The following is a 25,966-nucleotide window of genomic DNA, read 5'->3' as shown; positions in this document are numbered from 1 at the left end:
GTCACTGCGCGAGCCCCAGATCCTTCTTGTAGTCCGCGATGGCGAGAACGGCGGCAGAGTCCTGCTCGTCCTCGGGCTCGGAAAGTTCGATGCGCACACGGCGCCGGTCGCCCTCGGCGACAAGCAGTCGCTCGAAGGCGGAGTAGATGGTCTGCAACATCTGCCCGCTGCGCTTGCCCGACTTCTTGTAGTGGGACAAGTCCTCGCACAGCGAGTAGGCGAACGCCCAGTCGGAGTTCTGGTAGAAGTCCGCCTGGCCGGAACTCTTCAGCGAGTCCCACAGTCGGCGGGCGATGGGGTGCCAGTCGCGATCCGCGTTGGGGATCTTGACCGGCTTCATCTCGCCCTTGGTGACCGGCTGCTGATCACTGCCCTTACGGGCTCGGGGGCGAGCCAGGTCGGCTTCTCGGTTGGGTACGGGGCCAGGCACCTGGCTCACCTCCTCAGTCAGTCGAGGACGCTCAGCGCGTCCGTCAGTGCGGCGCCGATCCGCGCGCCTGTGAAGCGCGAGATCTCTTGGCCGTCGCGGATGAACACGACGGTCGGCACAGCGGAGATCTCGAAGAGGTTCGCCATGCCGACGTCGGTGGTTACGTCGATGCGCTCGGGCTCGACCGAGCGGGCCTCCAGCTCCTTCAGGAGGAGCGGGCCGAACCCGCGGCATGGCCGGCACATCGGGGACGGGAAGTACAGAACTCTGGTCACACCCAGCCGCCCGTCAGGAAGTGGGCGAGCAGCCAGGCCATGAGCGCGAGCAGGGAGAAGCGGCGCAGTCGCACCCAGCCCGAGGGCTGGCCGGCTGATGGCCGCTCGGTGCCGAACCACTTCCAGACGTGCTCGCTGAGGGTGTCGCCCTCGGTCTTGTTGAAGAGGGCCTTGCCCTCGATCGTGCAGAAGGCCGCGAGCCATCCGACCCACAACCAGGACCAGGTGGTCACCGCGGTGTTCCTTCCGATGAAGTCGAGCCCCCTGGGGTAGCGACCAGGGGGCGAGGCACCACGCCAGGGAGAGGAGGGCCTGGGGTGCCGGCCGGCGCTCTACGAGCAGGGGAGGACTCGGAGCTGCCGGGATTACAGGAGACCCGGATGGGCCTCGTCGCGTCGGAACCTCTTGGCGATCTGCCGGCGCTTCGCGGCGCTCGCCTCGGCTCCTTCGCGTGATGACTTGCGCTGGTGATGCCATCCGCAGAGCGATCTCAGGTTGGCTTCTCGATGATCATCGCCAGCGACGATGTGGTCCACGTCAGTGGCCAGCTCCTCGCACCGCACGCCGTTGTCGTCGCGCGCTGTGCAGCGATGGCCGTCTCGCCGAAGGACTCGCCTGCGGATGCGGTCCCAGTCTGCCGGGAGCCTGCTTCTGCGGTCTGAGTTTCGCCACTGAGGCAACGTCCGTCACCTCCTGGCCGTGGAAGTTGACCCCCTCGACGACGTCCTACCTGGCGTCCAGGTAGCTGCCCGAAGCTGTCGACCCGAGGGGAAGTACAGAGCTGAAGAAGTACGTGGCTACGTTCAGAGGGGCGCTTCGCGCCCCCACTGGCCAAGCCTCAACTACGTCAGTAGGAAGCATCAGCGAGGCCCGAAAGGGCCTTCAGCCTGCCAGTTCGTCTAGCCGCTAACGTCTTACATATATACATACGGAGGCTCGGGAGCCTCGCGCAGAGAACTTCCGAGGTGACGCCTGTCACACTTACACAGGCAGGCTGACGGCCAGAGCCGGCGCCGCCTCGCGGCGGCGGACAGAGTCAGTCGCAACGGCGAGAAGGTGTCAGCGGAAGGGGTGCCCTACCGGGCACCGCAGAGCCGTCCCACTGGCAGGCTGGGGGCGGCTGAGCCGCCCGCGCAGAGCTGGCCGGCTGTACGTCTGGTCGCCGCACAGCGGCGCTCTGATGCCGGCACTCTGTGCAGCACCCCGTACGGGAACGCGGTACACGCTCCCCGACTCCGCACAGCGGCGCTCTGATGCCGGCACTCTGTGCAGCGCTCTGCGGCGCTCTGGCGGCCGTGCTGACCAGCGAGGACAGGGCCCGCGGCGAAGCGCCGGCCTCCCCTGATCGACCTTGGAACCGTGGCAGAATCTCGGCTGCTATCACATGGCGGTCGGCAAAAATTCCCGGAAGGGGACACCCCCCACCCTGCGCGCTCCCGCTGGCCTCGCCGTCGCCTCCCCAGGCCGCCGCCGCCCGCTCACGCGTACGCGCAGGTACCCGCGCACGGACGCACGCGCACGGACGCACGCAGGCACGCAGGTACCCGCGCCCAGGGGCACACGCGTGCAGGTGCCCGCGCCACGCAGGCACACAGGCAGGCAGGCAGGGCAGGGACGGGCCGCTACGGGCCGAACGGGCAGGGCGGGGCACAACTCCCCAGGGGCCGCGTGAGCGGGCCGGAAAACGGCGTCTGACCTGCGGAAACGGCCGATCCGGAGTGGGTGCGCATCGAGCCGCCAGCACGAACAGACAGAACCGGACAGACCAGACAGGTGCAAGGACCGACCGGACAAGTGTGGTGCGCGCCACATCGGTCACGTCGTCGCAGGTCAGACAGGGTGCGAGTGTCCGAATCGAGCCCGCCTACCCCTCGAACCCGGTGTGTTAGTTGGACAACGGCTTGGCGGGTGTGAAAGAAAGACATCACACCGCAGCGACACCGGGCCGCAGCGGACAGACCGAAAGGGGCAGGACATGAGCGCGAATCGCAAGCGCGACGCATACGGACCCGGTCCGTAACTCCAGCAAGTGCCGGAGTCTGACCGGGCCGAAAGCGGATCGAAGCGGGTGAGAGGCCACTCTCGCGGACCTGCCTAGTGATGTGGACCAGCCAGTCGTGACCAGGAAACGGTTGTCCCGAAGCGCTTGTACCGCGTCATGGCGGCAGGAAACGGGGGCCGGTGAAAGCGAAGCGGTGCGCCCGCCGAGCTAAGCCCAAGTCCTCAGTCAGGGATGCTCGCCGTTTCCCGCTCCCCAGGGAGTGCCCTACCGCCCCAACGAACGGGAGGTGAGCAAAGGGACCGACGGTTGGTCCTCATGGCGGTAGGGCGCAACCTGGGGGCGGGAACGGGGCCTAGTCCACCCCGTTCCGCGAAACGGACCGCAGTACCCAGCAACACCCGCACCACCCGCGCCCGGTAGGCGCACGCCGAACCCTTGACCACTGCCCGACTCCGACACTCGCGCGTCACTCCCACCGACGGTGGGAGGTACCGCAGTACCGAGCTTTGGGGACACGTTCACACCACGGCCCATGTCGCCCTACCGCCCGCAACCGGTCGGGGCGGGGAGAACGGAGCGCACGAGCGTTGCCGCCCCCGCCCCTGTACCGGCACGCCTTCAGGCAAGCCGGCCTGTCCGGAGTGCCCGATGGGGTGCCAGTTCCCGGCCCCCTTGTACCCACCTACCGATGGAGGATCACCATGGCTGTTTCGCTCGAAAAGGCGTCCGACTGGATCTGCCTGTCCGACCTCGCCCGCGAGTTGGGCGTAAGCCGCGCTACGCCGACCAACTGGCACCAGCGCCACGCCGACTTCCCGCACATCGAGACCCTGGGCGGCATGTCCTACGTCAAGCGTCAGGACGTCTACGCCTGGCTCGACAAGGGCAACCGCTGGGAGACGATCCAGCGTCGCCAGGCTGTCGCCGCCGAGCGTAAGCCGCGTGTACGTAAGGACGTCGGGGAGATCCTGCGCCTGATCGCTGAGCATGAGGAAGCGCTGAAGCGGCTTCACCGTGAGCTGCGCCGCGCACAGAGTTCGCAGACCAACGTGTGATAGACTGACATCGTCAGCGGGGCGCGAGTAGCCACAACCCGAGTGCAAGTCCGGGGCGTCCACCCAACCTGTGATAGACTGACCACCAGACACCGGAGGACATCCAGTGATCAGCTACACCAGCACCGCCCGCTACAAGGCCGCCCTTCGCTCCGCTCGGTTCGCCTCCGACCGGATCGCCGACGCCACTTCCAAGCCCGAAGAGATGCCCCAGGACGCCCGGTACTTCCTGACCGACGACAGCCAGGCCGGCTTCGGGGTGACCTCTGACGGCACGCTCATCGGCCTGTTCTCCCGCGTCAAAGGCCGCGGGGATGTCCTGGTCAACGCAGCCATCCGCGAGGGTGCCCGACTGCTTGACTGCTTCGACGGCTTCTTGCCGTCGTACTACGCCGGGTACGGCTTCCGCGAGACGGAGCGCGTGGCCAACTGGACGCCGGGCGAACCGGACGTCGTCTTCATGGCCCTGAACCACTGAGCATGTGTGTTAGGTTGACAATGTCAGCGGGGAGACCGGCAGACACCAGGCGTTCAAGTCCCTGGCTCCCGCTACTCGACACGCACCGGGTGTGTTAGAGTGACCGAGAGGAACCCATCATGACCGTGTCCCTTGAGAAGGCCATCTCCCCCGAGGCTGCCGTTGCCGCCCTCAAGCTGGAGAACGAGCGTCTGGCCGCCTCCCTGGAGCTGATCGCCGCCGACCTGGAGCGCACCCAGAAGGGCTACGGCAGCCTGGAGGCCCGCTACTCCAACCTGCACGGCACCCTCCAGCGCGAGCAGGGCGAGGCGCGTGCCGCCCGCGAGAAGTACGGCAAGCTGCGCCACGAGGCCCACGGCTTGCTCCGCGACCTGATCACCGAGTACGACCTGGACGAGTACCGCGAGGACATCAGCAAGAAGGCCGAGGCGATCGGCCTGGACGCCCTCAACTACAGCTACAAGGGCGCCATAACCGTCCGCTTCGACTTCGAGGGCCTGCGCAAGCAGGACGGCACCGAGGTCACCGAGGACGACCTGCGCGCCTGGCTGGACTTCAGCCTCCGCTCGACGTCCAAGCTCGAAGAGGCCGACTACTACGACTACGACGTGACCGACGTCGACCTTGAGCTTGAGTGACTGTGTAAGTAAGACCTAGGAGGCTGGCATCAGCCAAGGGAGACCGGCAGCCGCCAGGGTTCGAGGCCCTGGCTCCCACTCGGACGGCAGGCATCGCCGCCAGTCCCCATCCCCAGCCCACCCCGAGAAGGGACCTTCCATGACCCCGCACGCCCTCGACAGGGACACCCTCGACTCGATCGCCCTCCGCTCCCTCTCCCGCCCGTCCGATGCCTACTTCTGGGACGACCGCCTCTACGAGACCCACGGCGCGGTCCTGCACTGGGCCGAGCGGAGCGATGACCTCCTTGAGGAGTCCAACTACCTGACCGCCCTGGGCCGCATCCGGGCCGCCGCCGACAACGGCCGAACCGACACCGAGATCTCCGACGCGCACGTCATCGACGGATCGGCCCGACACTTCGCCTTCGGCTCCATGCGCACCATCTACGTCCAGGTCCGCGAGGACGCCGACCCCTGCGAGACCTGCCAGGAAGGCCAGGAAGGCGCCGCCTACTGGGTGTTCACCTTCAGGAGCGGGCGGGAGGTCGTCTTCTGCGACGACTGCCGCGACGAGTTCGACGACTTGGGTCTGACCTACGAGCCGCGGCTGTCCGCGTACACCGCCGCGTTCGTCGAGGCCGCCAAGATCCTGACCGAGTTGGAGGGCTACCCGATCCTCGACGAGTCGGACCACTCCGAGCGCGAGTGGAACGCCTTCCAGAAGACCCTCACCGAGGCGATCGAGCACGCGCAGAAGGGCTACTGGGGCGACTCGGACCAGCAGGCGCAGGAGATCGCCGAGCGGTACCACAACGACTACTCCGCCACGCACCGCAACGAGTGGGTTCGCGCGGAAGACGTGGACTGGAGCGTCGTCGCCAAGGAGTACGCCGCGCGCCGCGACGCCTACTTCTCCGAGCTGGCCAACACCTACCTGAACGCGCCCATCGAAGGGCAGCTCGTCCTCGCCTGAGTGTGTTAGGCGGACAGGGAGACCGGCAGGCATCCAGGTTCGAGCCCTGGGCTCCCACCATCGCGGACCTACCGCGAGCAGCAACCAAGGGGAGAGATCACCTTGAGCATCGACACCAGCCTCCTGCGTCAGACCCTCCTGCCCCTCGCCAAGGTGTTCGGCGACGGCATGACCGCCGACCATGTCGGATCGACGTTCACCTGCCGCGAGGCCGACGACATCGCCGTGACCCTGTGGGTCACCGGCCACCAGGACGCCGCCGTGACCTGGCTCGAAGGCCACACCGAGGGCGAGGACTGGGAAGACCTGCACGCCCACGAGTACGACGAGGAGAAGGACGCCGACCGGCAGTCGCCGCGAGTCTTCGACGAGAAGGAGATCCGCGAGTACCTGCGCGCGGAGTCCAAGCACTACCTCGACGCCCTCTTCGAGATCGCCCACGCCTGATGGACATCGCAGTCATCGGTCTGCGGATCGAGAACCGGTACGAGGACGGCACGGAGATCGAGACCACGTCCGTGGTCACCGTGCCGCTCCCCCTCCCCGACGAGGACACGGTCGAGCGGTCGGACTGGGAGTACGACCACATCTTCCCCGAGACCGGCACCGGCCAGGAGCACGGGGACGCCTGGTACGACGTCGAGGTCACCTCCTCGTCGGCCTCCGAACTACTCGGCCTGACCTTCGAGTTCGGCTACTGACCACCACCGCGGGGGCGGTACCCGCCGCCCCGCACTGAGGAGAGACCCATGCCCACCTTCACCGTGACCTTCGTCGAGACCGTGGAGTACGAGGTCACCGTCGAGGCCGAGGACGAGTACGAGGCCGAGGACGTGGCGAAGAAAGTCCTCTGCCAGTCCGACGACCCCGACGCGGAGTTCGGGACCGGAGTCCTGAACCGCGAAGCCACCGAGACCACCGAGCACATCGAGGAAGCCGCCTGATGGCTGCCGTACTGACCGACCGCATCACCGAGGCCCTGACCGACGAGAACGTCCAGGACATCATCGACATCGCCTCGGAGGGAGGCATCACCTACTGGGCGATCGAACCGACCGTCGAGGAGTTCGCCGGCCTGCCCGACGGCAAGGCGTACACCATCGTCGAGGGCGAGGATGCCCGCTGGCTCGGCGGGGGGCGCGAGGTCGAGGGAGTCCACTACCTCAGCCGTAATCAGATCCGCTGGGCGTACGCGAAGCTGCTCGACCTGAACCAGGAGTACGTGAACCGCGAGTACCACGGGTACATCGTGCAGTCCTGGATCGACCGCACCGACAAGGGCGGGATCGACACCTGCATGATCGACGCCGGGGCGGCCGACGCCCTGGTCCAGGTGGCCATCTTCGATGAGGTTCGGTACGGCTGAACCTGAGTGTGTAAGACTGGCCGAAAGTGATAGGCTGACACCGTCAGTAGGGAGACCGGCAGACACCGGGGTTCGAGTCCCCGGCTCCCGCCCATCCGACGCAGACAGCAACACCCACCCGAGAGGAACCAACCACCCATGAAGATCGAGCGCGAGGCGTACGAGGTCGAGACCCAGGCGGGCACCTTCTACGCGACGGTCGTCTCCGCCGAGCGGGACACCCGGTACGACTACGAGAAGGACGAGCCGATCGAGACCTTCACCCCCCGCGTGTGGCTGAGCACCGACCCCGACTTCAAGGGCAACGTCGAGCGCGGGCACGTGAAGATCCGAGGTCGCAAGTACACCACCGAGTACACCTTCAAGCGCCTGGTCGACGACCGGATGCACGTGGACCGCGACGGCAACCCTCTGAAGTGGTCGGTCGACCACAAGACCTACAACCGAGGCCGCCGCAACGACCGGGGCAGCCAGGTCGACATGCAGGCGAAGGCGTACAGCACGCTGCGCGACCTGGAGTCCGAGGCTCTGGACAAGTTCGAGGAGGAGTACCCCGACTGGCGGACGGAGAGTATCCGTCGACTGTTCGAGCACGAGCGCGACCGCCACGACGCGGAGGCGAAGGCGCTGCTCCGCGAGGTCGCGAAGGAGCAGACCGAGGCCGCGAAGTGGGAGGCCCGCCTGACTGAGCTGGCCGGCTGACCCTGCACGACTGACGGGAGCGGGGCCGAGGTGAGATCGGCCCCCCTCCCTGCTCCCCAACGATACGAGAGGAGTCCCTGGTGGGACGTATGAAGGACCTGAGCATCGACCTGATCAGCTACGAGGCGGACGAGTTGGAGGTCGACGAGATCTTGGACCTGTTCGCCACCCTGATCAGCAGCGGGATGGCGTGGACTCTCCAGGGTCACTACGGCAAATCCGCGGAGGCCCTGATCGAGCAGGGCCTGATCAGCCCGGAGGGTGACGTGCTGGTGGAGCTGATCCCGGCATGAGCAAGCCCCGACAGCTGAGTGCCCGAGTCGACGACGAGCTGGCCCGCCACATCGAAACCCTGGCCCCCACGGGCCTGACCTACAGCGAGATCGTCAAGCGGTCGGTCGCCCTGTTCACCGAGGTCTACCGGACGGCCGTGATCAACGGGGTCGCCGAGCCGCACGAGATCCCCCAACTGACCGCGTACCGCTACCAGCTCCCGCCCAAGTGGACGCCCCCGCCGCCCCGTACCGGTGCCCTGAACCTCCCCCGCCTCAACCTCCAGAAGGAGACCGCAGCATGAACGTCCGCCAGTCCCTCACCACCGCCGCAAGCCGCGCCCGCGGTCTCGTGAAGACCATCGCGCCCAAGGCCGCCATCGTCGTGCCTGTCGCCGCCGGCTTCCTCCTCGCCACCGCTATCCAGGCTGTCGAGCCGGCTGGGCCCGTCGCCGACAACGGGCCGATCGCCTCGGCCAGCGCGGCCGATTCGGCTCTGCCTGGCCTGCCTGTCCGTGCGTGCGCCGACGACTTCGACGATCGCAACTGCTACTGGGACGCGGCCAAGCGCGGGAACGGCAAGGGCTACTCGTACTACGTCGACCGTGCGGGCACCGTGACGTACCTGAACCCGAAGCTGAACGACGTCGGGAAGCGGCTGGCCTGGATCGACGAGAACAAGAAGGCCCACCGCGAGTACTGGGGCAACGTCTGGGGTCACCGGCTGTGCTGGGCCAAGGTCGACGAGACCTCGTACATCACCTGCTTCGACGGCTACAAGACCACGACCTGATCACAGGACCACCTGTGTAAGTCTGACAGGGTGACCGGCAGGCACCAGGGTTCGAGCCCCTGGCACCCACTCACCTGACCACCCCTGATCCAGCTCGTGAGAGGACGCAAGATCGTGAAGTGCATCGTTGCCAGTAGCCAGGCCGTTCGTTGCAAGAACGACGCGAGCAGCCGCAAGGACGGGCTGTGCACGGCCCACCGTTCCCGCATCGCCCGTTGGGGCCACGTCGGCGCTGACATCCCGCTCCGTGAGTACATCCGAGTCGCCGACATCGCCGCCCCGAAGTACCTGAAGGGCAACACCGATGAGGAGAAGTTCTTCAACGCGATCGTCTGGTCCGGCGGTCACCAGATCTGGACCGGCGGCACCTGCAAGTCGACCGGCCTCGGCCAGCTCAGCTACAACGGCTACAACCAGACCGCCGGCCGAGTCGCCTGGCTGATCCACTGCGGCCCCCTCCCCAGGGGGGTGCGCGTGACCCCCACCTGCGGTAACCGGCTGTGCGTCCGGCTGTCCCACCTCCAGGCGGTGTACGCCAACGGTGAGCCGTACGTGGACCTGAGCCCGGCCGAGCTGGATGAGCTGGCAGGGGTGTGAAAGAGTGACAAAGTTCGGATGGGTGCGCACTGACGGCGAGTGGAAGTGGCGCCCCGACATCGAGACGCAGATGGCCGAGATCACCGGCGGCCTGTACGGCGAGGAGTACGAGGACCGGCGCCGCGAGCTGGACGAACTCGTCGATGCAGTCCGCCGAGAGTGGGCGGCCAAGCTCCGCCAGGCCGCGGACGACCTGCCCGACCCCATGGGCAAACACTTCTACACCGGCACCGGCATGATCCACGCCGCCGACCTGCTCGACCCCGACAAGGAGGACCCGGAGTGAGTGACGCACTGCTCGTCGGCCTGGCTGGATACGCCAGATCCGGCAAGGACTCGGCCGCCAAGGCGCTGGTCGAGGGGGGCTGGAGGCGAGACGCCTTCGCCGACCGCCTGAAGGCGTTCCTGTACCGACAGAACCCGCTGATCCCCACCTACCCCGACGCCCCGCCCGCCCGGCTGGTCAACCTGATCGCCGCCCACGGCTGGGAGGGGGCGAAGGAGAAGTTCCCGGAGGTGCGGCGCTTGCTGCACTCCACGGGTACCGATGCCGGCCGAGTGACACTGGGCGAGGATGTCTGGGTTGAGGCCCTGTTCAGGGAGTACGAGCCCGACCGTGAGGCGCTGGTGATCAGCGACGTCCGCTACTCGAACGAGGCCCGCGCCGTCCGAGCCGCTGGCGGCGTGACGATCTGGATCGAGCGGCCCGGAGTCGGTCCGGTCAAGGATGAGCACGGCCGCCCGTACCCGTCCGAGGTGGCGCTGAAGAACTGGAAGTTCGACGCCACCCTGACCAACGACGGCAGCCTGGAAGACCTGCGGGACCGCCTGCTGGGCGTCACCGTGCTGGCCGGCCAGTTCCTGACCGCAGCCTGAGTGTGATAGTGTGACCAAGCAAGCTGAGAGGAACCGAGCAGTGAACGACCCCATCAAGAGCGTGGAGTTGACCGTCCGGCAGCAGGTCAGCCACGAGCTGGAGAACCTGAAGGGCAACCTCCGCACTCTCGTCGAGAAGTACGAAACCAAGGAGCAGGGGCGGGATGACGCCACCCTGCCCTACCGCAACGAGGACGGCGACGTCACCGACTGCTACCGCTACGACGAGCTTCGCACCGACCAGGCGTACGAGGCCGAAGAAGACCTGGGGGTCCTCCTGGGCGAACTGGCCGGCCTCCTCGCCAAGCATGTGTGATAGAGAGACAGTGGAACTGTGAAAGCAACGATGAGCCGAGACAACAAGCTCCGCTTCGACCTGCGGGTCACGCACCGAGTGGGGGTCGCAGAGATGGCGTCCGCACTGGCTTGCGCCTACCGCGACCACGAGATCTTCGAGGACGGTCCCCTGCCGGACTTGAGCAGGGCCAAGGTGATGGCCGCGGTGAAGCGGACCCTCCACGAGAGGGGGGCGGACTTCATCGAAGGGTGGGCGGATCACCTCACGGAAGCCGAGACCGAGTCGATGTGGGACTGGGCGACAGAGCAGGTACGCAGTGCCTTCCCCGAGCTGGAGCCGGCGACCGAGGGACAGGGGTGAGCGGGATGGATATCGAGTACGGCGTCTTCGAAGACGGCGAGTGCTTCTACGACCAGTTGTACGGCGAGGCCGGCCGCCAGATAGGGGAGGGGATCGCGCAGGACATGCGCGAAGGCCCGGAGGGCGAGGGGCACATCTACGAGTGCACCGCGGTCTGCCCGAGCCATCCAGACCGGCCGCGCCACTCCTGCCCCGAGTGCACTGCATGAGGCTCACCCCGCGCAAGCATGAAGTCCAGGCGCTCGTCGACATCCTGACAGACCCTGGCTTCGCGAGCCCGGAGGACATGGCCAAGGCCGTCTTGAAGGAGGCGGCCTCCATCCTCCAGATGCGAGACCTATGGGTGATGACCCACCGTTGGGCGGATGGATCGAAGGGGCTGAACTACGGCCCCTTCGGGTCGCTCGCCGAGTGCGAAGCCTTCGCCAAGAAGCTGGCGTTCGGCGGGACTGGCCGAGCCATCCCCCTGACTTCCTCGGGTATCACTCTCGCCAACCACGACGGCAAGAAGAACTGGCCCGGCTACTGCTACGCCCCCGACTGTGGCCACCCGCCCTTCACCCACTCCTCGGCCGGCGCCGCCCGAGGCGCCTGCCAGTTGACCGACTGCGCGTGCTCGAAGTTCGTGAAGGACGCCCCGAAGACCAGGAAGTAAGGAGCACCACCCCCGATGACGTACAAGACCGTTGACTGGATGGCCTGCGACTGCGGCATGAAGCGCGCGTTCGCCTCCCGGCAGGACGCAGAGAAGGCCATGGGTCGAGCCCAGGCCAAGCGCACGCGACGAGCTGACGCCCGCGGCACGCGGCGCGGCCTGAAGGTGGAAGGCCGGGTGTACGCCTGCGAGTTCGGGGGCTGGCACCTGACGAGCATGTCCCGCAAGAGGTATGAGGAGCTGATCGCCGCGTGAAGACCGTCATCAACCAGAAGCGAGTGTGTTAGTGCGACCGAATCCGAGGAGTGCGCCCTTCTATGTCGCAGCGTTCGCCCTTGCCCTGCTGATTCTGCCCCTTGTTGCCTCGCCGGCCGATGCGCCCGGCGCCGAGACCCCCATCGTCAACCGCCAGAAGGACATCGCCCCGTGACCATCACCTACCGGTCCGACATCACCGTCCAGCCCCTGCGCACCAGCGCCATGGACTACGACGTCGTCCAAGCGGCCCGAGTGAGCACGCTCGGCGCCGACGCGGTCGCCTCGGACGGCTCGACCGAGGGCCTGATCAACTTTCTGATGCGGGACCGGCACGGCAGCCCGTTCGAGCACAACTCGATGACGTTCCTGATCCAGGCGCCGATCTTCGTGGCCCGTGAGTGGTTCCGGCACCGGGCCGGCTGGTCGTACAACGAGGAGAGCGGCCGATACCGCGAGCTGAAGCCGGTTTTCTACATCCCGGCCGAGGACCGGGACCTGGTGCAGGTCGGCAAGCCCGGCCAGTACCACTTCGAGCCTGGCACCCAGCTCCAGTACGGCGTGATGTGGGACGTGGCCCGCGAGGGCTACCGCCACGCCTGGAACTCCTACCAGGTGATGCTCCGCGCCGGCATCGCCCGCGAGGTGGCCCGTACGGTCCTCCCGGTCGGCATCTACACCTCGTTCTTCGCCACCTGCAACGCCCGCTCGCTGATGCACTTCCTGAGCTTGCGGACCGCGGACAAGGCGGCCCTGTTCCCGAGCTTCCCCCAGCGGGAGATCGAGATGGCGGCCAAGCAGATGGAGGCGCACTTCGCCGAGCACATGCCCGTCACGCACGCCGCGTACGTCAGGAACCGGAGGGTCGCCCCGTGAGCGTCCAGTACCCGCAGGTGAGGACAGAGTGGCGCGAGACGGACTGGAGCAAGGAGAAGCGGACCCGGTTCGCGGCCCTGATCCTTCGCCTCCTCGCCGATGACGACGACGAGGAAGGCGATAGTAAGACATAGGCGCTGGCCGTCCTATCACGTCGTAGGTTAGATTTACACACAGTCCCACGGAGGCATCCCGCCAAGGGGTGCCTCCTTTGTGTGTAAGGGAGACCTGCGTGAACAAGACCTTTCCGCCTGGTCAGAGGATGCGTCGCCGTTGGCGCGTAGCCATATACCGGCGTGTTAGTACGTCAAAGCAGGTCGACGGCTTCGGTCTGGACGCGCAGGATGAGCTGTGCCGTCGCTGGCTGGACCTGATGCTGGGCGTAGGGAACTACCTCATCGTCGACACCTACACAGACGGCGGCATATCCGGGAAGCTCCGCGAGCGCGAAGACCTGGACCGCATGAACGCGGACATCGCCGCCGGCAAGGTCGACCTGGTCATCTTCGGCAAGCTCGACCGCATCGGCCGCACGATGAAGAACATCCACCGCTGGGTCTATGACACCCAGGACATCGAGGTGGAGCGGGGTCGCAACGTCCGCATCGTCACGGCGGACAACCGGATCGACTCCGAGGGCGACATGTTCGAGGTCACGCTTGCCCTCCTGGCTTACATGGCGGAGATGGAGCACGCGCTGATCCTGGAGCGCACCATGTCCGGCCGTATCCAGAAGGTCATGGCGGGCGGCTGGCCGCACGGCGGCATCCCGTACGGCTACATGATCGACCCCGAGACCGGGGACGTCGTGGTCAACCCGCTGGAGGCCGTGATCGTCGAGAAGGCCGTCGAGTTCCTGGTCGACTCCCCCGAGCGCCTGACGCGCGGCGAGGTCGCCAAGAAGCTGAACGCCCTGGGCTACCGGACCCGCAAGGGCCACCTGTGGGACGGCAGCAACCTCGCGCAGCGGATCAAGAAGGCCCTGGCTGGGTTCGTCGAGTTCACCTTCGCCGCCGGCACCGAGGACGAGCAGGTCCACGTACTCACACTGCCCCAGATCATCCCCGGCGAGCGCGCCCTCGCCGCACTCGCGGCGTTCGAGCGGTCGGCGAAGACCAAGAGCGCGTCGAGCAGCTACCCCCTTTCGACCCGCCTGATCAGCCTGTGCGGGGCGGGCATGGTCGGCGGCATCGACAAGCGGAGCGGCACCCGTAAGTACCGGTGCCAGAAGGTGCGCGAGGGGGCCGAGTATGAGCACGAGTGCCAGTCGCTGTACGCGGACGACGTCGAGCAGGCCGTCATGGCGGAGGTGTCCAGCCTCGTCGCCGACCGGGACCGGCTGCATGAGCTGATCAAGGAAGCGCTCGGCACGACCCCGACCCGTCTGGAGTCCTACCGTCGCAGGCTCGCCGAGATCGACGAGACGATGGAGAAGAAGCGCAAGACCCGGAAGAAGGCCATCGCCCGGCTGGTCGCGGCCGTCGAGATCGATGACGACGACGAGGACGACGACTTCGCCCAGGAGATGCGGCAGGAGATCGCGGAGCTGAAGGAGCGGTACAAGGAAGAGGAGGGCGACCTCCTCCAGGAGCGGGAACGGGTCGAGTCCTGGATCGCTGACGTTGAGGCTGAAGAGGATCGAGCCCTTCAGGTGCTGGCTGCTGCGGACAAGCTGCGCACCAAGATCGGCAAGCTGTCAAAGCGCGAGCAGGCAGACCTCATCGAGATGCTTGACATCCGGGTGCAGGTTGAGGGCACGGCGAAGGTGCACCGCTCGGGCAACGTGGACCCGATCTCGAAGTGGCACTGGGACACCGGCACCAAGGTGCCCGCGGAGCTGACCGACGAGATGTGGGAGAAGGTCAGCTTGATCGTCTCGAACACGCAGAAGTGGAAGGACGTGCGCGGTGCGTTCGATGTCCTGCTGGAGAAGGTCCGCACTGGCCGGACGTGGATGGAGTACGACAAGAGCGATCGTCTGGGCGGCCGGTCGTACGGCTCGATGATGCGCCGGGTCCGGCACTGGGATGAGAGCGGGGAGTACCGGCAGGCGCTGAAGGTCCTGTCCTCGTACGCCTCGGTGCCCGCCGCTCCTCAGTTCTCGCTGCCGCCGATGCGGATCACAGGAGCTATCGATCGCGGCCCTGGTCAGGGTGTTTCCGCAGGTCAGGGACGGGATTCCAGGAACGGTAAGACTGGGGAAGCGGCGGTACCGAGTCGATGGACTCCTCGGTGATGGACCTGATCCAGACGAAGCTGCCGGCGACGCCGAGCGACGACTGAGGGGTATGACCCGCCCCTGGGGGCGCCCGACCGCACGGCGGGCGCCCCTCTCGTCGGGGGAGCCACCAGCAACCACCCAAGAACCATCTGCAAGGGAGCCCACCCACATAGCAAGGATTTGGTAAAGTAGAGCGTTCTAGGTGTGCCGGGAAGTCTGGTCGGCAAGCCCGTCGTGCGTTGTCTCGCGACGGTCTTCCTTGTCGTACCACCCTGGAGGTCCCCGCCGTGGCCGCGCCCCGCACCCGTAACCGCTCGACATTCCTCGGACGCCTCTCGCTCCCCGAGCGGACCTTCGTCGCGGATGCGCTGCGCACCGAGACCGTCGGCGGCGTGCTGCTCCTGCTCTCCGCGATCGCCGCGCTGATCTGGGCGAACGCACCCGCCCTGCGCGGCAGCTACGAGACCATCAGCGACTACCACCTCGGGCCCGCCTCCCTCGGGCTCCATCTGTCCATCGGACACTGGGCCGCCGACGGCCTTCTCGCGATCTTCTTCTTCGTCGCCGGGATCGAGCTCAAGCGGGAACTGGTCGCGGGAGAGCTGCGCGACCCCCGCGCCGCCGTGCTCCCCGTGATCGCCGCGCTCTGCGGCATGGCCGTACCCGCGATCGTCTACGCCGTCACCAGCGCCACCGGCGGCGGTTCCCTCGCCGGCTGGGCGGTTCCCACGGCCACCGACATCGCCTTCGCGCTCGCCGTTCTCGCCGTCATCGGCACCTCCCTGCCCTCCTCCCTGCGCGCGTTCCTGCTCACCCTCGCCGTGGTCGACGACCTGGGCGCGATCCTGATCATCGCGATCTTCTTCCCGCACGGTCTGAACTTCGCCGCCCTCGTCGGCGCCGTCGTCGGCCTCGCCGTGTTCTGGGTGCTGCTGCGCAAGGGCGTGCGCGGCTGGTACGTGTACGTCCCGCTCGCCCTGGTCATCTGGGGGCTGATGTACAACAGCGGCATCCACGCCACCATCGCCGGTGTGGCCATGGGCCTGATGCTGCGCTGCCACCGTCACGAGGGCGAGGAGCGGTCCCCGGGCGAGCGCATCGAGCACCTCGTACGGCCGCTGTCGGCCGGTCTTGTGGTGCCGCTGTTCGCGCTGTTCAGCGCGGGCGCGGTGATCTCCGGCGGAGCCCTCGTGGACGTGTTCACGAAGCCGGAGACGCTCGGCGTCGTGCTCGGTCTCGTCGTCGGCAAGACGATCGGTGTGTTCGGGGGCACCTGGCTGACCGTGCGCTTCACCCGGGCCTCGCTCAGCGACGACCTTGCCTGGCCCGATGTGTTCGCCGTCGCTTCCCTGGCAGGCATCGGCTTCACGGTCTCGCTGCTCATCGGCGAACTGGCCTTCGAGGGCGACGCGGTGCTCACGAGCGAGGTCAAGGCCGCCGTCCTCACCGGGTCGCTGATCGCGGCCGTCTTCGCGACCGCACTGCTGAAGGTGCGCAACGCCAAGTACCGCGCCCTGTGCGAGGACGAGGAGCGCGACGAGGATCTCGACGGCGTGCCGGACGTCTACGAACAGGACGATCCCGCGTACCACCTGCGCATGGCCGAGATCTACGAGCGCAAAGCCGCCGAGCATCGCAGGCTCGCCCTGCTGACGTCAGCCGAGAGCGACACCTCGAACGACACGTCGAACGACTCACCGGCCGGTCCGACGGCCGACGCGACGGACGACGGCCGCCCCTGAGCAGCGGGCGGCGAGCCTGCCGAGAAGCGGCGGTCCGACCGATGTGACGGGCGGCACGCTTCGCCGAAGTGGCCGGGCGGGCAGTCACGGAGATGGGGCGTCCGGCATGATCTGAGACGTCCACCGAACTTCGCGACATCCGCGGAGTACGCACGCAGAGAGCAGGGAGACCGCGATGAGCGCACCCGATGGCAGCCCGGTCGGCGCCGAACAGACCATCGGCCAACTGTTCGCCTCGGCGACGACCGAGATGTCCGCGCTGGTGCACGACGAGATCGCACTGGCGAAGGCCCAGCTCAAGCGGGACGTCAAGCGCGGCGCGATGAGCGGACTGCTGCTCTCGGCCGCGGGCGCCGTGCTGCTGTTCTCCTTGCCGATGCTGAGCTTCGCGTTGGCGTACGGGATCCGGACCTGGACCGCGTGGAACCTGGCCCTCTGCTTCCTGACGTCGTTCGGCGCGAACGTGGTGGTCGCCGTGGTGCTCGGGCTCATCGGGGCCGCCATCGCGAAGAAGGCCAAGAAGAGCCAGGGCCCGCAGAAGGTCGCCGCGTCGATGAAGGAGACCGCGGGCGTCCTCCAGGCCGCCAAGCCGCACCCCCGCCTCCCGCACCAGGCCGACACCGCGCTCGAGGCTGTGGCACGCTCGTCTTCATGACGGACCCCGCCACTCCTTCGGCGCAGCCCACCTCGGTCGTACGGCTCGACGTACCCGGCGGGAGGGAGGTGACCCACCGCGACGTCGCGGCCAACGGTGCCCGCTTCCACATCGCGGAGCTGGGCGAGGGCCCGCTGGTCCTGCTGTTGCACGGCTTCCCGCAGTTCTGGTGGGCCTGGCGGCACCAACTGGTCGCGCTCGCCGACGCGGGCTTCCGGGCCGTGGCGATGGATCTGCGCGGGGTCGGCGGCAGCGACCGTACGCCGCGCGGCTACGACCCCGCGAACCTGGCGCTCGACATCACCGGCGTCGTACGGTCCCTGGGCGAGCCCGACGCCGCGCTCGTGGGGCATGACCTGGGCGGATACCTGGCCTGGACGGCGGCCGTGATGCGTCCGAAGCTCGTCCGGCGGCTCGTGGTCTCCTCGATGCCGCATCCGCGGCGCTGGCGGGCGGCGATGACGCGCGACGTCAAGCAGACGGCCGCGAGTTCCTACATCTGGGGGTTCCAGCGGCCCTGGATCCCCGAGCGACGCCTCACCGCCGACGACGCCGCCCTGGTCGGACGGCTGCTCCGGGACTGGTCGGGCCCGCGGCTGCCGGACGACGAGGCCGTGGAGACGTATCGGCGTGCCATGTGCATCCCCTCCACGGCGCACTGCTCCATCGAGCCGTACCGCTGGCTGGTGCGCTCCCTGGCCCGGCCCGACGGCATCCAGTTCAACCGGCGTATGAAGCGGCCCGTACGGGTGCCGACCCTTCATCTGCACGGTTCGCTGGACCCCGTGATGCGCACCAGGAGCGCGGCGGGATCGGGCGAGTACGTCGAGGCGCCGTACCGCTGGCGGCTGTTCGACGGGCTGGGGCACTTCCCGCACGAGGAGGACCCGATCGCGTTCTCCTCCGAGCTGATCAACTGGCTGAAGGATCCCGAGCCCGATCGGTGAGCTGCCCGATCCCGGGATCACAGGGCAGCCGGACGGCAGCGCATCCCGTCGGTGACGGCTCGCATGCGCCCGGTATCCGGACGCGAACGGTTGTTCCTCGTTCGGCCACACATGCCCGGCGCATAGGCCAATTGGGGAGCCCCGAGGCGGTTATCGACCTTGGGGCAGGGGCAGACGTCGGGGTATGAGCTGGACGCACGACTACAGTGACGTAGCACGTAACCGCCGCTCGACCACTGGTCCGAGCACCCGCCAGGGGGGCGCCCCGCAGATGCCGGACACGGACCCGAGAGTGGGCATCCCGCGCATTCTGCGCCGCCGGGCCCGCTGGGTCTCGGTCCGCCTGCGCCACCCGCGCGGCTGACCCGTCTCCGCGAGCGGCTGCCCTACCCCCGGAACACCGGAACGTACGTCACAGAGCGCAGCGGTCGCTGTTCACCTGTTGGTTCGCCGAGCTCCCCTTGAGGATGTCCTCCTGGATCTCGTCCGAGGTGAGGGCGTACCCGGTGTCGGCGTCGTCCAGGGACTTCGCGAAGACCACGCCGTAGACCCTGCCGTCGGGAGTGAGCAGCGGGCCGCCGGAGTTGCCCTGACGGACGGTCGCGTACAGCGAGTACACATCGCGGTGGACCGTGCCGCGGTGGTAGATGTCCGGGCCGTTGGCCGTGATGCGACCGCGGACGCGCGCGGGCTGGACGTTGTACGAGCCGTTCTCCGGGAAGCCCGCGACGATCGCGCTGCTGCCGCTGGCCGCGTCGGCGGTGGTGAACCGCAGCGCGGGCGCGCTCAGATCCGGTACATCCAGTACCGCGATGTCGCGCCGCCAGTCGTAGAGGACGACCTTCGCGTCGTACTTCCGGCCCTCGCCGCCTATCTGCACCGTGGGCTCGTCGACCCCGCCGACGACATGCGCGTTCGTCATCACCCGGCGGTTGTCGAAGACGAAGCCCGTGCCCTCGAGGACCTTGCCGCAACTCTGCGCCGTACCCACGACCTTGACGATGGAGTGCTGGGCGCGGGTGGCGACCGCGCTCCTCGCGAGGGCCGGGTCGGGCGGCTGGACGTCGGTGATGGGTTCGTTCGCGAAGGGGCTGAAGACCTGGGGGAAGCCGTTCTGCGCGAGGACCGAGGAGAAGTCCGCGAACCAGATGTCGGCCTGCTCGGGCAGGGCACGGGAGACGCCGAGGAGCACCTTGGAGCCGCGGACCTCCTTGCCCAGCGTCGGCAGCGTCGTACCGGCGAGGGCCGAGCCGATCAGCCAGGCGACCAGGAGCATCGCGACCACGTTGACGAGGGCGCCGCCCGTGGCGTCCAGGGCGCGGGCCGGGGACCAAGTGATGTACCGGCGCAGCTTGTTGCCGAGGTGGGTGGTCAGGGTCTGGCCGACGGACGCGCAGACGATCACGATGGCGACCGCGATCACCGCGAGGGTCGTGCTCACCTCGCGCTCGTCCGTCGCCTTGTCCCAGATGAAGGGGAGCAGATAGACGGCGACCAGGCCGCCACCCAGGAAGCCGATGACCGACAGGATGCCCACGACGAAGCCCTGGCGATAGCCGACGATCGCGAACCACACGGCGGCGACCAGCAACAGGATGTCCAGCACGTTCACTGCGTCAAGCCTCGCCTCGTCACTCTCCGGTCGCCGTCGCCGGGCCGGGGGTCCGGCCCGCCGGACGGCGGCCGTGGGGCACGGCGTCCCCCGAAAAACACAGCACGGTAGGTCACCCTGTCATGACCGCCAGTCGAGCGGGACCTGCTTGTCGTGGTCCCAGGGCCGCTCCCAGCCCGCGAAGTGCAGCAACCGGTCGATGACGCCGGCCGTGAAGCCCCAGACGAGGGCCGATTCGACCAGGAATGCCGGACCCTGGTGGCCTCTGGGGTGGATGGCGGTGACGCGGTTGGCGGGGTTCGTGAGATCCGCCACGGAGACCGTGAAGACCCGCGCCGTCTCGTTCGGATCGACGACGCCGATCGGGCTCTTCTCCCGCCACCAGCCGAGGACGGGCGTCACGACGAAGCCGCTGACCGGGATGTAGAGCTTGGGAAGCACACCGAAGAGCTGGACGCCGCCGGGGTCGAGCCCGGTCTCCTCCTCAGCCTCGCGCAGCGCCGCCCGCAGCGGCCCCCCGGCCATCGGGTCGCCGTCCTCGGGGTCGAGGGCGCCGCCGGGGAACGAGGGCTGTCCGGCGTGCGAGCGCAGCGAACTGGCGCGCTCCAGCAGCAGCAACTCGGGGCCGCGATCGCCCTCACCGAGCAGGACCAGCACGGCCGACTGACGCCCCGAGCCGTTCTCCGGCGGCAGGAAGCGGCTGAGCTGGAGCGGCTCCACGTCCGCCACGACCCGTACGACCGGGTCGAGCCAGCCGGGCAGGCCCTCCGCGCTCAGCCGCAGTTGTCCACTGCCCTGGTCGCTCATGTGGTTCGTATCGCTCGCGTGCGTCATCGCCACCCCCGTTCTGCCGATCCCAACGCCCGCGGAACCGCGGATCGTTCCGAAAGTCCCTCGTGTGGGTGTCCTCGCCCGCTGTCCGTCACCGCCCCGCTGTCCGTCACCGCGGGGAGCCGTCCTCCCGTACGCCGTACGGTCCCGCGCCTCCGCCTCACCCGGCCCCCAGCGGCCGGGCCGGAATGCCGCCCGCGTCGAGGTAGGCCCGTGGCGGCTTGAGGCGCTGACCCGGGAAGCCGCCCTTCTCGTACTTCAGCAGCTTCTTCGCCTTCTCTGGGTCCGTCTCGCCCTCGCCGTACGCCGGGCAGAGCGGGGCGATCGGGCAGGCGCCGCACGCCGGCTTGCGGGCGTGGCAGATACGGCGGCCGTGGAAGATCACATGGTGCGACAGCATCGTCCAGTCGCTCTTGGGGAAGAGCGCGCCGACGGCCGCCTCGATCTTGTCCGGGTCGGTCTCGTCGGTCCACTGCCAGCGGCGGACGAGACGCTGGAAGTGCGTGTCGACAGTGAGTCCCGGTCGGCCGAAGGCGTTGCCGAGCACCACGAAGGCGGTCTTGCGACCGACGCCGGGCAGCGTGACGAGATCCTCCAGGCGGCCGGGGACCTCGCCGCCGAACTGCTCCACCAGGGCCTTGGAGAGCCCGATCACCGACCTGGTCTTGGCCCGGAAGAAGCCGGTCGGACGCAGGATCTCCTCGACCTCCTCCGGGTTGGCCGCGGCGAGGTCCTCGGGGGTCGGGTACCGGGCGAAGAGGCCCGGGGTGGTCTGGTTCACCCGCAGGTCGGTCGTCTGCGCGGACAGGACCGTCGCGACGATCAGCTCGAAGGGGTTCTCGAAGTCCAACTCCGGGTGGGCGTACGGGTACAGCTCGGCGAGTTCACGGTTGATACGGCGGGCTCGGCGGACCAGGGCGGTACGGGACTCGTCCCTGAGGGGCTTGACCGTGACGGTCTTCGCCGGAGCGGCGCCCTTGACGGTGACCGTGGCGTCCGCGGCGACGGCCTCGACGGAGGCGGGCCTTCTCTTCGCGGCGGACTTCTTGGGTGCGGCCTTCTTGGGGGCGGTGGTCGCGGTGGGCGTGGCCTTCTTGGCGGCGCCCTTCTTGGCCGCCGTCCCCTCGGCCGCCGTGGCCTTGGCTGCGGTCTTCTTCGCGATGGCCTTCTTCGCCGCGGCCTTCTTCGCGGGGGCCGCGCCCTTCTCGGCGGCAGCCTTCTTCGCGACGGCCCTCTCGGCGGCAGCCTTCTTGGCAGGGCGTTTCGTCACCGCTTCCCCAGAAGCCGCTTTCGCTCCCTTTGCCGGGTTTCCACCACCGCCAGGCCCTCGTTCGCCCACAGCGGAATCGCGACGTGCAACCACCCGTCCAGCTCCCTTGGCCTGTGCTCTCACCGGCGATTTGGACACCCGGCCAGCCTAAGGCCCGGCACCGACATCCGCCCCGGACCGGCAAGATCAGCCCCCAATTGGCCCCCTGCTGCATCCCGCGGCGCACCCGTGCGGCATCCTTGTGACAGATCACACTGTTTGGACCGTCCGGCAAAATGGGGAACACGGACCCCTGGTACACGGGGGAGCAAGATCCCCTGAGCAGGTCGACAAGGAGAGAACTCGTGGACGACGTTCTGCGGCGCGCCCCGCTGTTCGCGGCGCTCGATGACGAGCAGGCCGCGGAGCTGCGCGCCTCCATGAGTGAGGTGACCCTCGCCCGCGGCGACTCGCTGTTCCACGAGGGCGACCCCGGTGACCGCCTCTACGTGGTCATGGACGGCAAGGTCAAGCTGCATCGCGCGTCCCCCGATGGCCGCGAGAACATGCTGGCGGTGCTCGGCCCCGGTGAGCTGATCGGCGAGCTGTCGCTGTTCGACCCGGGTCCGCGTACGGCGACGGCGACCGCGCTGACCGAGGTCAAGCTGCTGGGCCTGGGCCACGGCGACCTCCAGCCGTGGCTGAACGCCCGGCCCGAGGTGGCCGCCGCCCTGCTGCGCGCCGTCGCCCGGCGCCTGCGCAAGACCAACGACCAGATGTCCGACCTGGTCTTCTCGGACGTGCCCGGCCGTGTGGCCCGCGCGCTGCTGGACCTCTCGCGACGGTTCGGCGTGCAGTCCGAGGAAGGCATCCACGTGGTGCACGACCTCACGCAGGAGGAGCTGGCCCAGCTCGTCGGCGCCTCGCGCGAGACGGTCAACAAGGCCCTGGCGGACTTCGCCGGACGCGGATGGCTGCGCCTGGAGGCGCGCGCCGTGATCCTGCTGGACGTGGAGCGCCTGGCGAAGCGCTCGCGCTGACGCGCGGGTCCGCGCCTCACGACGACGGGTCCCGTTCTCCGAGGAGACGGGGCCCTTTGCCGTTCGTCCCCGCTGAAGCACCGGACGGGCGGCCGGGCCGATATCCCCTCGCCTCCCGCCACGAACTCCTGGCACAGTCGCCGCATGGACAGCGCGCCGCCGCACGACGGGCACGGGCAGAACAAGGGCCTCGACGCCCACGGGTACATCCGCCGTGAGGGCGCCCTCGGGCTCGTGCCCGACGCCTTCCGGCCCGTCGTCGAGGCCGTTCGTGTGCGGCTCTCCGACGTCCTCGGGGCGCGGATGAGCAGCGCGTACCTCTACGGATCGATTCCACGCGGCACCGCACGCGTGGGGCGCAGCGACCTCGATCTGCTGATCGCGCTGCGCGAGGAGCCCACCGGCGCGGACCACGACGACGTCCGCGCGCTCGGCGACGCGCTCGACGCGGAGTTCCGGCAGATCGACGGCGTGGGGACGCTGCTCTTCAGCCGGGCGCGGCTGCTGAGCGAGCCGGAGACGTACGACCTGGGCTGGTTCGTGGCCTGCCTGTGCACGCCGCTGACCGGCGAGGACCTCGCCGAGCGGCTGCCGCGCTACCGGCCCGACTCCCGCCTCGCGCGGGAGACGAACGGAGATCTCGCGCTGCACCTGGCGCGGTGGCGCACGCGGATCCCCGAAGCGGTCACCGAGGAGGCCCGTCGCGCGCTCGTACGCGGCGTCTCCCGCCATCTCGTCCGTACGGGCTTCACCCTCGTCATGCCGCGCTGGAACGGCTGGACCAGCGACCTGGCACGGATGGCCGAGGCGTTCGCCGCGTACTACCCCGGACGAGCCGATCAGTTGCGCGCGGCGGCGGTCCTCGGCCGCGAGCCGCACGGCGATCCGGCCGTCCTGCGGTCGTACGTCGACGATCTCGGCCCCTGGCTCGCCGACGAGTACGCGCGCGTGCACGGCCTCAAGGCACCGCGCCCCGTCACGCCACCGCGCCCCTGAGCGCCGTCACGGGCTCAGATCAGCCCGTGTTCCCTCAGGTACTCCAACTGCGCCCGCACCGACAGCTCGGCCGCCGGCCACAGGGAGCGGTCCACGTCCGCGTACACATGGGCCACGACCTCGTCCGGGGCGCGATGGCCGTTCTCGACCGCCGTCTCCACCTGGGCGAGGCGATGGGCGCGATGGGCCAGGTAGTACTCGATGGCGCCCTGGGCGTCCTCCAGGACGGGCCCGTGGCCCGGGAGCACGGTGTGGACGCCGTCGTCGACGACGAGCGACCTGAGGCGGCGCAGGGAGTCCAGATAGTCCCCCAGGCGGCCGTCCGGGTGGGCCACGACGGTCGTACCGCGGCCCAGGACGGTGTCACCCGTCAGCACGGCCCGGTCGGCCGGGAGATGGAAGCAGAGGGAGTCCGCGGTGTGGCCGGGCGTCGGTACGACGCGCAGCTCCAGACCGCCGACGGTGACGACGTCGCCGTGGCCCAGCCCCTCGTCACCGAGCCGGAGCGCCGGGTCGAGGGCACGCACCTTGGTGTGCGTCAGCTCGGCGAACCGTGCGGCGCCCTCGGCGTGGTCGGCATGGCCGTGCGTGAGCAGGGTGAGCGCGATCCGCTTGCCGGACCTCTCCGCCGTACCGATGACATGGCGCAGGTGTCCCTCGTCGAGCGGGCCGGGATCGATCACCACCGCCGTCTCGGATCCGGGCTCGGAGACGATCCAGGTGTTGGTGCCGTCGAGGGTCATCGCCGACGCGTTGGGCGCGAGGACGTTCACCGCGCGCGCGGTCGCCGGACCCGAGAGCACTCCGCCGCGCGGCTGGCCGGGCAGAGCTGCGGCGTCCGTCATGCGAAGACACCTTCCGTCGCGTAGGTCATGCGGTCGCTCCACCCGTCGGGATGTGCTTCGTGAACTCGTCGTGGCCGGGCCAGGACAGCACGATCTCGCCGTTCTCCAGCCGGGCCTCGGCCAGCACGGGGGTCAGATCACGGCCGGGCGCCGCCTTCAGCGTGTCGGCGGCGCTCCCGTACGGGATCAACTGACGCAGGGTCGCGATGGTCGGCGGCATCATCAGCAGCTCGCCCCGGTCGTACGAGACGGCGGCGTCGGCCGGGCGGATCCACACCGTGCGGTCGGCCTCCGTGGAGGCGTTGCGCGTGCGCTGCCCCTCGGGGAGCGCGGCCACGAAGAACCAGGTGTCGTAACGGCGGCTCTCGAACTCCGGGGTGATCCAGCGCGTCCACGCGCCGAGCAGGTCGGAGCGCAGCACGAGCCCCCTGCGGTCGAGGAACTCGGCGAAGGAGAGGTCGCGCGCGACCAGCGCCGCGCGGTCCGCCTCCCAGTCGTCGCCCGTGGTGTCGCCGACCACCGTCCGCGCGGTGGGCCCCGCGAGCAGGACGCCCGCCTCCTCGTACGTCTCCCGGACGGCGGCGCAGACGACGGCCTGCGCGGACGTCTCGTCGACGCCGAGGCGTCGCGCCCACCACGCGCGCGTGGGACCCGCCCAGCCGATGGTCAGGTCGTCGTCACGGGGGTCCACCCCACCGCCCGGATACGCGTACGCGCCTCCGGCGAAGGCCATGGAGGCGCGTCTGCGCAGCATGTGGACGACAGGGGCGCCGTCGGTGTCCTTGAGGAGCATGACGGTGGCCGCGCGCTTCGGAGCGACCGGAGCGAGCGTGCCCTCCGCGAGCGCGCGGATCCGCTCTGGCCACTCCGGTGGAAACCACTGCCCATTCGCCATGGCCGGAGGCTATCCCGTAGGGAGCGAATGTTCGAGAGGTAGTGATCACC

The 25,966-nt window shown here is 68.7% G+C and carries 37 protein-coding genes; 29 read left to right on the top strand and 8 right to left on the bottom strand.

Annotated elements, in window-relative coordinates:
* Position 1 precedes the first annotated feature (1 nt).
* The 3 genes from ACZ60T_RS21410 to ACZ60T_RS21400 are packed head-to-tail and all read right to left on the bottom strand — an operon-like array spanning position 2 to position 938.
* Entirely contained in the window at positions 2 to 439 is a 438-nt protein-coding gene (locus ACZ60T_RS21410) for a phage terminase small subunit (protein ID WP_469667273.1), read from the bottom strand.
* A gap of 8 nt (positions 440 to 447) precedes the next feature.
* Positions 448 to 705: a thioredoxin family protein gene (locus tag ACZ60T_RS21405; protein WP_469667272.1), complete on the bottom strand. Its 258-nt coding sequence runs from the start codon at positions 703 to 705 to the stop codon at positions 448 to 450.
* Positions 702 to 938, bottom strand: a complete 237-nt coding sequence (locus ACZ60T_RS21400; protein ID WP_469667271.1) for a hypothetical protein — start codon at positions 936 to 938, stop codon at positions 702 to 704. Before ACZ60T_RS21400 ends, ACZ60T_RS21405 begins: the two co-directional genes overlap by 4 nt.
* Positions 939 to 3,408: 2,470 nt before the next feature.
* Here ACZ60T_RS21400 and ACZ60T_RS21395 point away from each other — a divergent pair.
* The 27 genes from ACZ60T_RS21395 to ACZ60T_RS21265 all read left to right on the top strand — a co-directional run bounded on the left by ACZ60T_RS21395 (position 3,409) and on the right by ACZ60T_RS21265 (position 18,812).
* Complete coding sequence (locus ACZ60T_RS21395; protein ID WP_469667270.1) at positions 3,409 to 3,762, top strand: hypothetical protein; 354 nt, start codon at positions 3,409 to 3,411, stop codon at positions 3,760 to 3,762.
* Between the two features lie 106 nt (positions 3,763 to 3,868).
* Complete coding sequence (locus ACZ60T_RS21390) at positions 3,869 to 4,240, top strand: hypothetical protein (protein WP_469667269.1); 372 nt, start codon at positions 3,869 to 3,871, stop codon at positions 4,238 to 4,240.
* Positions 4,241 to 4,359: 119 nt separating this feature from the next.
* On the top strand, positions 4,360 to 4,878 hold the full coding sequence (locus ACZ60T_RS21385) for a hypothetical protein (RefSeq protein ID WP_469667268.1): 519 nt from the start codon (positions 4,360 to 4,362) through the stop codon (positions 4,876 to 4,878).
* Positions 4,879 to 5,017: 139 nt separating this feature from the next.
* Positions 5,018 to 5,833: a hypothetical protein gene (locus ACZ60T_RS21380; RefSeq protein WP_469667267.1), complete on the top strand. Its 816-nt coding sequence runs from the start codon at positions 5,018 to 5,020 to the stop codon at positions 5,831 to 5,833.
* A gap of 102 nt (positions 5,834 to 5,935) precedes the next feature.
* On the top strand, positions 5,936 to 6,280 hold the full coding sequence (locus ACZ60T_RS21375) for a hypothetical protein (RefSeq protein ID WP_469667265.1): 345 nt from the start codon (positions 5,936 to 5,938) through the stop codon (positions 6,278 to 6,280).
* Complete coding sequence (locus ACZ60T_RS21370; RefSeq protein WP_469667263.1) at positions 6,280 to 6,534, top strand: hypothetical protein; 255 nt, start codon at positions 6,280 to 6,282, stop codon at positions 6,532 to 6,534. The genes ACZ60T_RS21375 and ACZ60T_RS21370 overlap by 1 nt, the downstream gene beginning before the upstream one ends.
* A 48-nt stretch (positions 6,535 to 6,582) precedes the next feature.
* Positions 6,583 to 6,777, top strand: coding sequence for a hypothetical protein (locus ACZ60T_RS21365; RefSeq protein WP_469667261.1), 195 nt, complete (start codon positions 6,583 to 6,585; stop codon positions 6,775 to 6,777).
* Positions 6,777 to 7,199: a hypothetical protein gene (locus ACZ60T_RS21360; RefSeq protein WP_469667260.1), complete on the top strand. Its 423-nt coding sequence runs from the start codon at positions 6,777 to 6,779 to the stop codon at positions 7,197 to 7,199. The genes ACZ60T_RS21365 and ACZ60T_RS21360 overlap by 1 nt, the downstream gene beginning before the upstream one ends.
* Positions 7,200 to 7,337: 138 nt before the next feature.
* Entirely contained in the window at positions 7,338 to 7,901 is a 564-nt protein-coding gene (locus tag ACZ60T_RS21355; RefSeq protein WP_469667259.1) for a hypothetical protein, read from the top strand.
* 89 nt (positions 7,902 to 7,990) lie between these two features.
* On the top strand, positions 7,991 to 8,194 hold the full coding sequence (locus ACZ60T_RS21350) for a DUF7417 domain-containing protein (protein WP_469667369.1): 204 nt from the start codon (positions 7,991 to 7,993) through the stop codon (positions 8,192 to 8,194).
* Positions 8,191 to 8,478 carry a hypothetical protein gene (locus ACZ60T_RS21345; protein WP_469667258.1) on the top strand — a complete coding sequence of 96 codons (288 nt, stop codon included), beginning with the start codon at positions 8,191 to 8,193 and terminating at the stop codon, positions 8,476 to 8,478. The genes ACZ60T_RS21350 and ACZ60T_RS21345 overlap by 4 nt, the downstream gene beginning before the upstream one ends.
* Positions 8,475 to 8,966, top strand: coding sequence for a hypothetical protein (locus ACZ60T_RS21340; protein ID WP_469667257.1), 492 nt, complete (start codon positions 8,475 to 8,477; stop codon positions 8,964 to 8,966). Before ACZ60T_RS21345 ends, ACZ60T_RS21340 begins: the two co-directional genes overlap by 4 nt.
* A 114-nt stretch (positions 8,967 to 9,080) precedes the next feature.
* The gene (locus ACZ60T_RS21335) at positions 9,081 to 9,563 is read left to right on the top strand and encodes an HNH endonuclease (protein ID WP_469667256.1); all 483 of its coding nucleotides are present in this window, start codon (positions 9,081 to 9,083) and stop codon (positions 9,561 to 9,563) included.
* A 4-nt stretch (positions 9,564 to 9,567) separates the two neighbouring features.
* Positions 9,568 to 9,849, top strand: coding sequence for a hypothetical protein (locus ACZ60T_RS21330; RefSeq protein ID WP_469667255.1), 282 nt, complete (start codon positions 9,568 to 9,570; stop codon positions 9,847 to 9,849).
* Positions 9,846 to 10,439 (top strand): deoxynucleotide monophosphate kinase family protein, encoded by a 594-nt coding sequence (locus ACZ60T_RS21325; RefSeq protein WP_469667254.1) that lies wholly within the window; start codon positions 9,846 to 9,848, stop codon positions 10,437 to 10,439. The genes ACZ60T_RS21330 and ACZ60T_RS21325 overlap by 4 nt, the downstream gene beginning before the upstream one ends.
* 40 nt (positions 10,440 to 10,479) lie before the next feature.
* A complete protein-coding gene (locus ACZ60T_RS21320) occupies positions 10,480 to 10,755 on the top strand; it encodes a hypothetical protein (protein WP_469667253.1) in 276 nt (91 codons plus the stop codon).
* Between the two features lie 30 nt (positions 10,756 to 10,785).
* On the top strand, positions 10,786 to 11,097 hold the full coding sequence (locus tag ACZ60T_RS21315; protein WP_469667252.1) for a hypothetical protein: 312 nt from the start codon (positions 10,786 to 10,788) through the stop codon (positions 11,095 to 11,097).
* A gap of 5 nt (positions 11,098 to 11,102) precedes the next feature.
* Positions 11,103 to 11,306, top strand: coding sequence for a hypothetical protein (locus ACZ60T_RS21310; protein ID WP_469667251.1), 204 nt, complete (start codon positions 11,103 to 11,105; stop codon positions 11,304 to 11,306).
* Positions 11,303 to 11,752 carry a hypothetical protein gene (locus ACZ60T_RS21305; RefSeq protein ID WP_469667250.1) on the top strand — a complete coding sequence of 150 codons (450 nt, stop codon included), beginning with the start codon at positions 11,303 to 11,305 and terminating at the stop codon, positions 11,750 to 11,752. The genes ACZ60T_RS21310 and ACZ60T_RS21305 overlap by 4 nt, the downstream gene beginning before the upstream one ends.
* A gap of 15 nt (positions 11,753 to 11,767) precedes the next feature.
* Positions 11,768 to 12,007, top strand: coding sequence for a hypothetical protein (locus ACZ60T_RS21300; RefSeq protein ID WP_469667249.1), 240 nt, complete (start codon positions 11,768 to 11,770; stop codon positions 12,005 to 12,007).
* Positions 12,008 to 12,232: 225 nt separating this feature from the next.
* Positions 12,233 to 12,883, top strand: a complete 651-nt coding sequence (thyX, locus tag ACZ60T_RS21295; RefSeq protein WP_469667368.1) for an FAD-dependent thymidylate synthase — start codon at positions 12,233 to 12,235, stop codon at positions 12,881 to 12,883.
* Positions 12,880 to 13,017, top strand: a complete 138-nt coding sequence (locus ACZ60T_RS21290) for a hypothetical protein (RefSeq protein ID WP_469667248.1) — start codon at positions 12,880 to 12,882, stop codon at positions 13,015 to 13,017. The genes thyX and ACZ60T_RS21290 overlap by 4 nt, the downstream gene beginning before the upstream one ends.
* 98 nt (positions 13,018 to 13,115) lie before the next feature.
* A complete protein-coding gene (locus ACZ60T_RS21285) occupies positions 13,116 to 15,119 on the top strand; it encodes a recombinase family protein (protein ID WP_469667247.1) in 2,004 nt (667 codons plus the stop codon).
* 272 nt (positions 15,120 to 15,391) lie between these two features.
* Positions 15,392 to 16,846 (top strand): Na+/H+ antiporter NhaA, encoded by a 1,455-nt coding sequence (gene nhaA, locus ACZ60T_RS21280; RefSeq protein WP_469667246.1) that lies wholly within the window; start codon positions 15,392 to 15,394, stop codon positions 16,844 to 16,846.
* A 175-nt stretch (positions 16,847 to 17,021) separates the two neighbouring features.
* Positions 17,022 to 17,501: a phage holin family protein gene (locus ACZ60T_RS21275; protein ID WP_365631531.1), complete on the top strand. Its 480-nt coding sequence runs from the start codon at positions 17,022 to 17,024 to the stop codon at positions 17,499 to 17,501.
* Positions 17,498 to 18,448 carry an alpha/beta fold hydrolase gene (locus ACZ60T_RS21270; protein WP_365631529.1) on the top strand — a complete coding sequence of 317 codons (951 nt, stop codon included), beginning with the start codon at positions 17,498 to 17,500 and terminating at the stop codon, positions 18,446 to 18,448. Before ACZ60T_RS21275 ends, ACZ60T_RS21270 begins: the two co-directional genes overlap by 4 nt.
* A gap of 184 nt (positions 18,449 to 18,632) precedes the next feature.
* Positions 18,633 to 18,812: a hypothetical protein gene (locus tag ACZ60T_RS21265; protein ID WP_365631527.1), complete on the top strand. Its 180-nt coding sequence runs from the start codon at positions 18,633 to 18,635 to the stop codon at positions 18,810 to 18,812.
* Between the two features lie 48 nt (positions 18,813 to 18,860).
* On the opposite strand, the gene ACZ60T_RS21260 is transcribed toward ACZ60T_RS21265, so the two are convergent.
* The 3 genes from ACZ60T_RS21260 to nth form a co-directional block, all read right to left on the bottom strand.
* Complete coding sequence (locus ACZ60T_RS21260; RefSeq protein ID WP_365631525.1) at positions 18,861 to 20,060, bottom strand: MarP family serine protease; 1,200 nt, start codon at positions 20,058 to 20,060, stop codon at positions 18,861 to 18,863.
* A gap of 120 nt (positions 20,061 to 20,180) precedes the next feature.
* On the bottom strand, positions 20,181 to 20,894 hold the full coding sequence (locus ACZ60T_RS21255) for an NUDIX hydrolase (RefSeq protein ID WP_469667245.1): 714 nt from the start codon (positions 20,892 to 20,894) through the stop codon (positions 20,181 to 20,183).
* 157 nt (positions 20,895 to 21,051) lie between these two features.
* Positions 21,052 to 22,161: an endonuclease III gene (gene nth, locus ACZ60T_RS21250; protein ID WP_469667244.1), complete on the bottom strand. Its 1,110-nt coding sequence runs from the start codon at positions 22,159 to 22,161 to the stop codon at positions 21,052 to 21,054.
* 344 nt (positions 22,162 to 22,505) lie between these two features.
* On the opposite strand from nth, the gene ACZ60T_RS21245 reads away from it, so the two are divergent.
* Positions 22,506 to 23,180 carry a Crp/Fnr family transcriptional regulator gene (locus ACZ60T_RS21245; RefSeq protein ID WP_071367581.1) on the top strand — a complete coding sequence of 225 codons (675 nt, stop codon included), beginning with the start codon at positions 22,506 to 22,508 and terminating at the stop codon, positions 23,178 to 23,180.
* A gap of 144 nt (positions 23,181 to 23,324) precedes the next feature.
* Entirely contained in the window at positions 23,325 to 24,176 is an 852-nt protein-coding gene (locus ACZ60T_RS21240) for a nucleotidyltransferase (protein ID WP_469667243.1), read from the top strand.
* Positions 24,177 to 24,190: 14 nt separating this feature from the next.
* Here ACZ60T_RS21240 and ACZ60T_RS21235 read toward each other — a convergent pair whose 3' ends face one another.
* Both ACZ60T_RS21235 and ACZ60T_RS21230 read right to left on the bottom strand, forming a co-directional pair.
* Positions 24,191 to 25,021 (bottom strand): MBL fold metallo-hydrolase, encoded by an 831-nt coding sequence (locus ACZ60T_RS21235; RefSeq protein ID WP_365631516.1) that lies wholly within the window; start codon positions 25,019 to 25,021, stop codon positions 24,191 to 24,193.
* A 25-nt stretch (positions 25,022 to 25,046) separates the two neighbouring features.
* A complete protein-coding gene (locus ACZ60T_RS21230; RefSeq protein WP_469667242.1) occupies positions 25,047 to 25,916 on the bottom strand; it encodes an NUDIX hydrolase in 870 nt (289 codons plus the stop codon).
* Between the last annotated feature and the right edge of the window lie 50 nt (positions 25,917 to 25,966).

Source organism: Streptomyces sp. NPDC104371 (assembly GCF_055583785.1).
This window is presented reverse-complemented; position numbering and strand designations above follow the sequence as displayed.

Bases quoted from the DNA above. Each gene is read 5' to 3' on its own strand.
- ACZ60T_RS21385 (WP_469667268.1), top strand. From the start codon at position 4,360: ATGACCGTGTCCCTTGAGAAGGCCATCTCCCCCGAGGCTGCCGTTGCC.
- ACZ60T_RS21240 (WP_469667243.1), top strand. From the start codon at position 23,325: ATGGACAGCGCGCCGCCGCACGACGGGCACGGGCAGAACAAGGGCCTC.
- ACZ60T_RS21345 (WP_469667258.1), top strand. From the start codon at position 8,191: ATGAGCAAGCCCCGACAGCTGAGTGCCCGAGTCGACGACGAGCTGGCC.
- ACZ60T_RS21355 (WP_469667259.1), top strand. From the start codon at position 7,338: ATGAAGATCGAGCGCGAGGCGTACGAGGTCGAGACCCAGGCGGGCACC.
- ACZ60T_RS21370 (WP_469667263.1), top strand. From the start codon at position 6,280: ATGGACATCGCAGTCATCGGTCTGCGGATCGAGAACCGGTACGAGGAC.
- ACZ60T_RS21350 (WP_469667369.1), top strand. From the start codon at position 7,991: ATGAAGGACCTGAGCATCGACCTGATCAGCTACGAGGCGGACGAGTTG.
- ACZ60T_RS21270 (WP_365631529.1), top strand. From the start codon at position 17,498: ATGACGGACCCCGCCACTCCTTCGGCGCAGCCCACCTCGGTCGTACGG.
- ACZ60T_RS21310 (WP_469667251.1), top strand. From the start codon at position 11,103: ATGGATATCGAGTACGGCGTCTTCGAAGACGGCGAGTGCTTCTACGAC.
- ACZ60T_RS21230 (WP_469667242.1), bottom strand. From the start codon at position 25,916: ATGGCGAATGGGCAGTGGTTTCCACCGGAGTGGCCAGAGCGGATCCGC.
- ACZ60T_RS21275 (WP_365631531.1), top strand. From the start codon at position 17,022: ATGAGCGCACCCGATGGCAGCCCGGTCGGCGCCGAACAGACCATCGGC.
- ACZ60T_RS21360 (WP_469667260.1), top strand. From the start codon at position 6,777: ATGGCTGCCGTACTGACCGACCGCATCACCGAGGCCCTGACCGACGAG.
- thyX (WP_469667368.1), top strand. From the start codon at position 12,233: ATGGACTACGACGTCGTCCAAGCGGCCCGAGTGAGCACGCTCGGCGCC.
- ACZ60T_RS21380 (WP_469667267.1), top strand. From the start codon at position 5,018: ATGACCCCGCACGCCCTCGACAGGGACACCCTCGACTCGATCGCCCTC.
- ACZ60T_RS21365 (WP_469667261.1), top strand. From the start codon at position 6,583: ATGCCCACCTTCACCGTGACCTTCGTCGAGACCGTGGAGTACGAGGTC.
- ACZ60T_RS21255 (WP_469667245.1), bottom strand. From the start codon at position 20,894: ATGACGCACGCGAGCGATACGAACCACATGAGCGACCAGGGCAGTGGA.
- ACZ60T_RS21235 (WP_365631516.1), bottom strand. From the start codon at position 25,021: ATGACGGACGCCGCAGCTCTGCCCGGCCAGCCGCGCGGCGGAGTGCTC.
- ACZ60T_RS21395 (WP_469667270.1), top strand. From the start codon at position 3,409: ATGGCTGTTTCGCTCGAAAAGGCGTCCGACTGGATCTGCCTGTCCGAC.
- ACZ60T_RS21265 (WP_365631527.1), top strand. From the start codon at position 18,633: ATGAGCTGGACGCACGACTACAGTGACGTAGCACGTAACCGCCGCTCG.
- ACZ60T_RS21340 (WP_469667257.1), top strand. From the start codon at position 8,475: ATGAACGTCCGCCAGTCCCTCACCACCGCCGCAAGCCGCGCCCGCGGT.
- ACZ60T_RS21305 (WP_469667250.1), top strand. From the start codon at position 11,303: ATGAGGCTCACCCCGCGCAAGCATGAAGTCCAGGCGCTCGTCGACATC.
- ACZ60T_RS21300 (WP_469667249.1), top strand. From the start codon at position 11,768: ATGACGTACAAGACCGTTGACTGGATGGCCTGCGACTGCGGCATGAAG.
- ACZ60T_RS21315 (WP_469667252.1), top strand. From the start codon at position 10,786: ATGAGCCGAGACAACAAGCTCCGCTTCGACCTGCGGGTCACGCACCGA.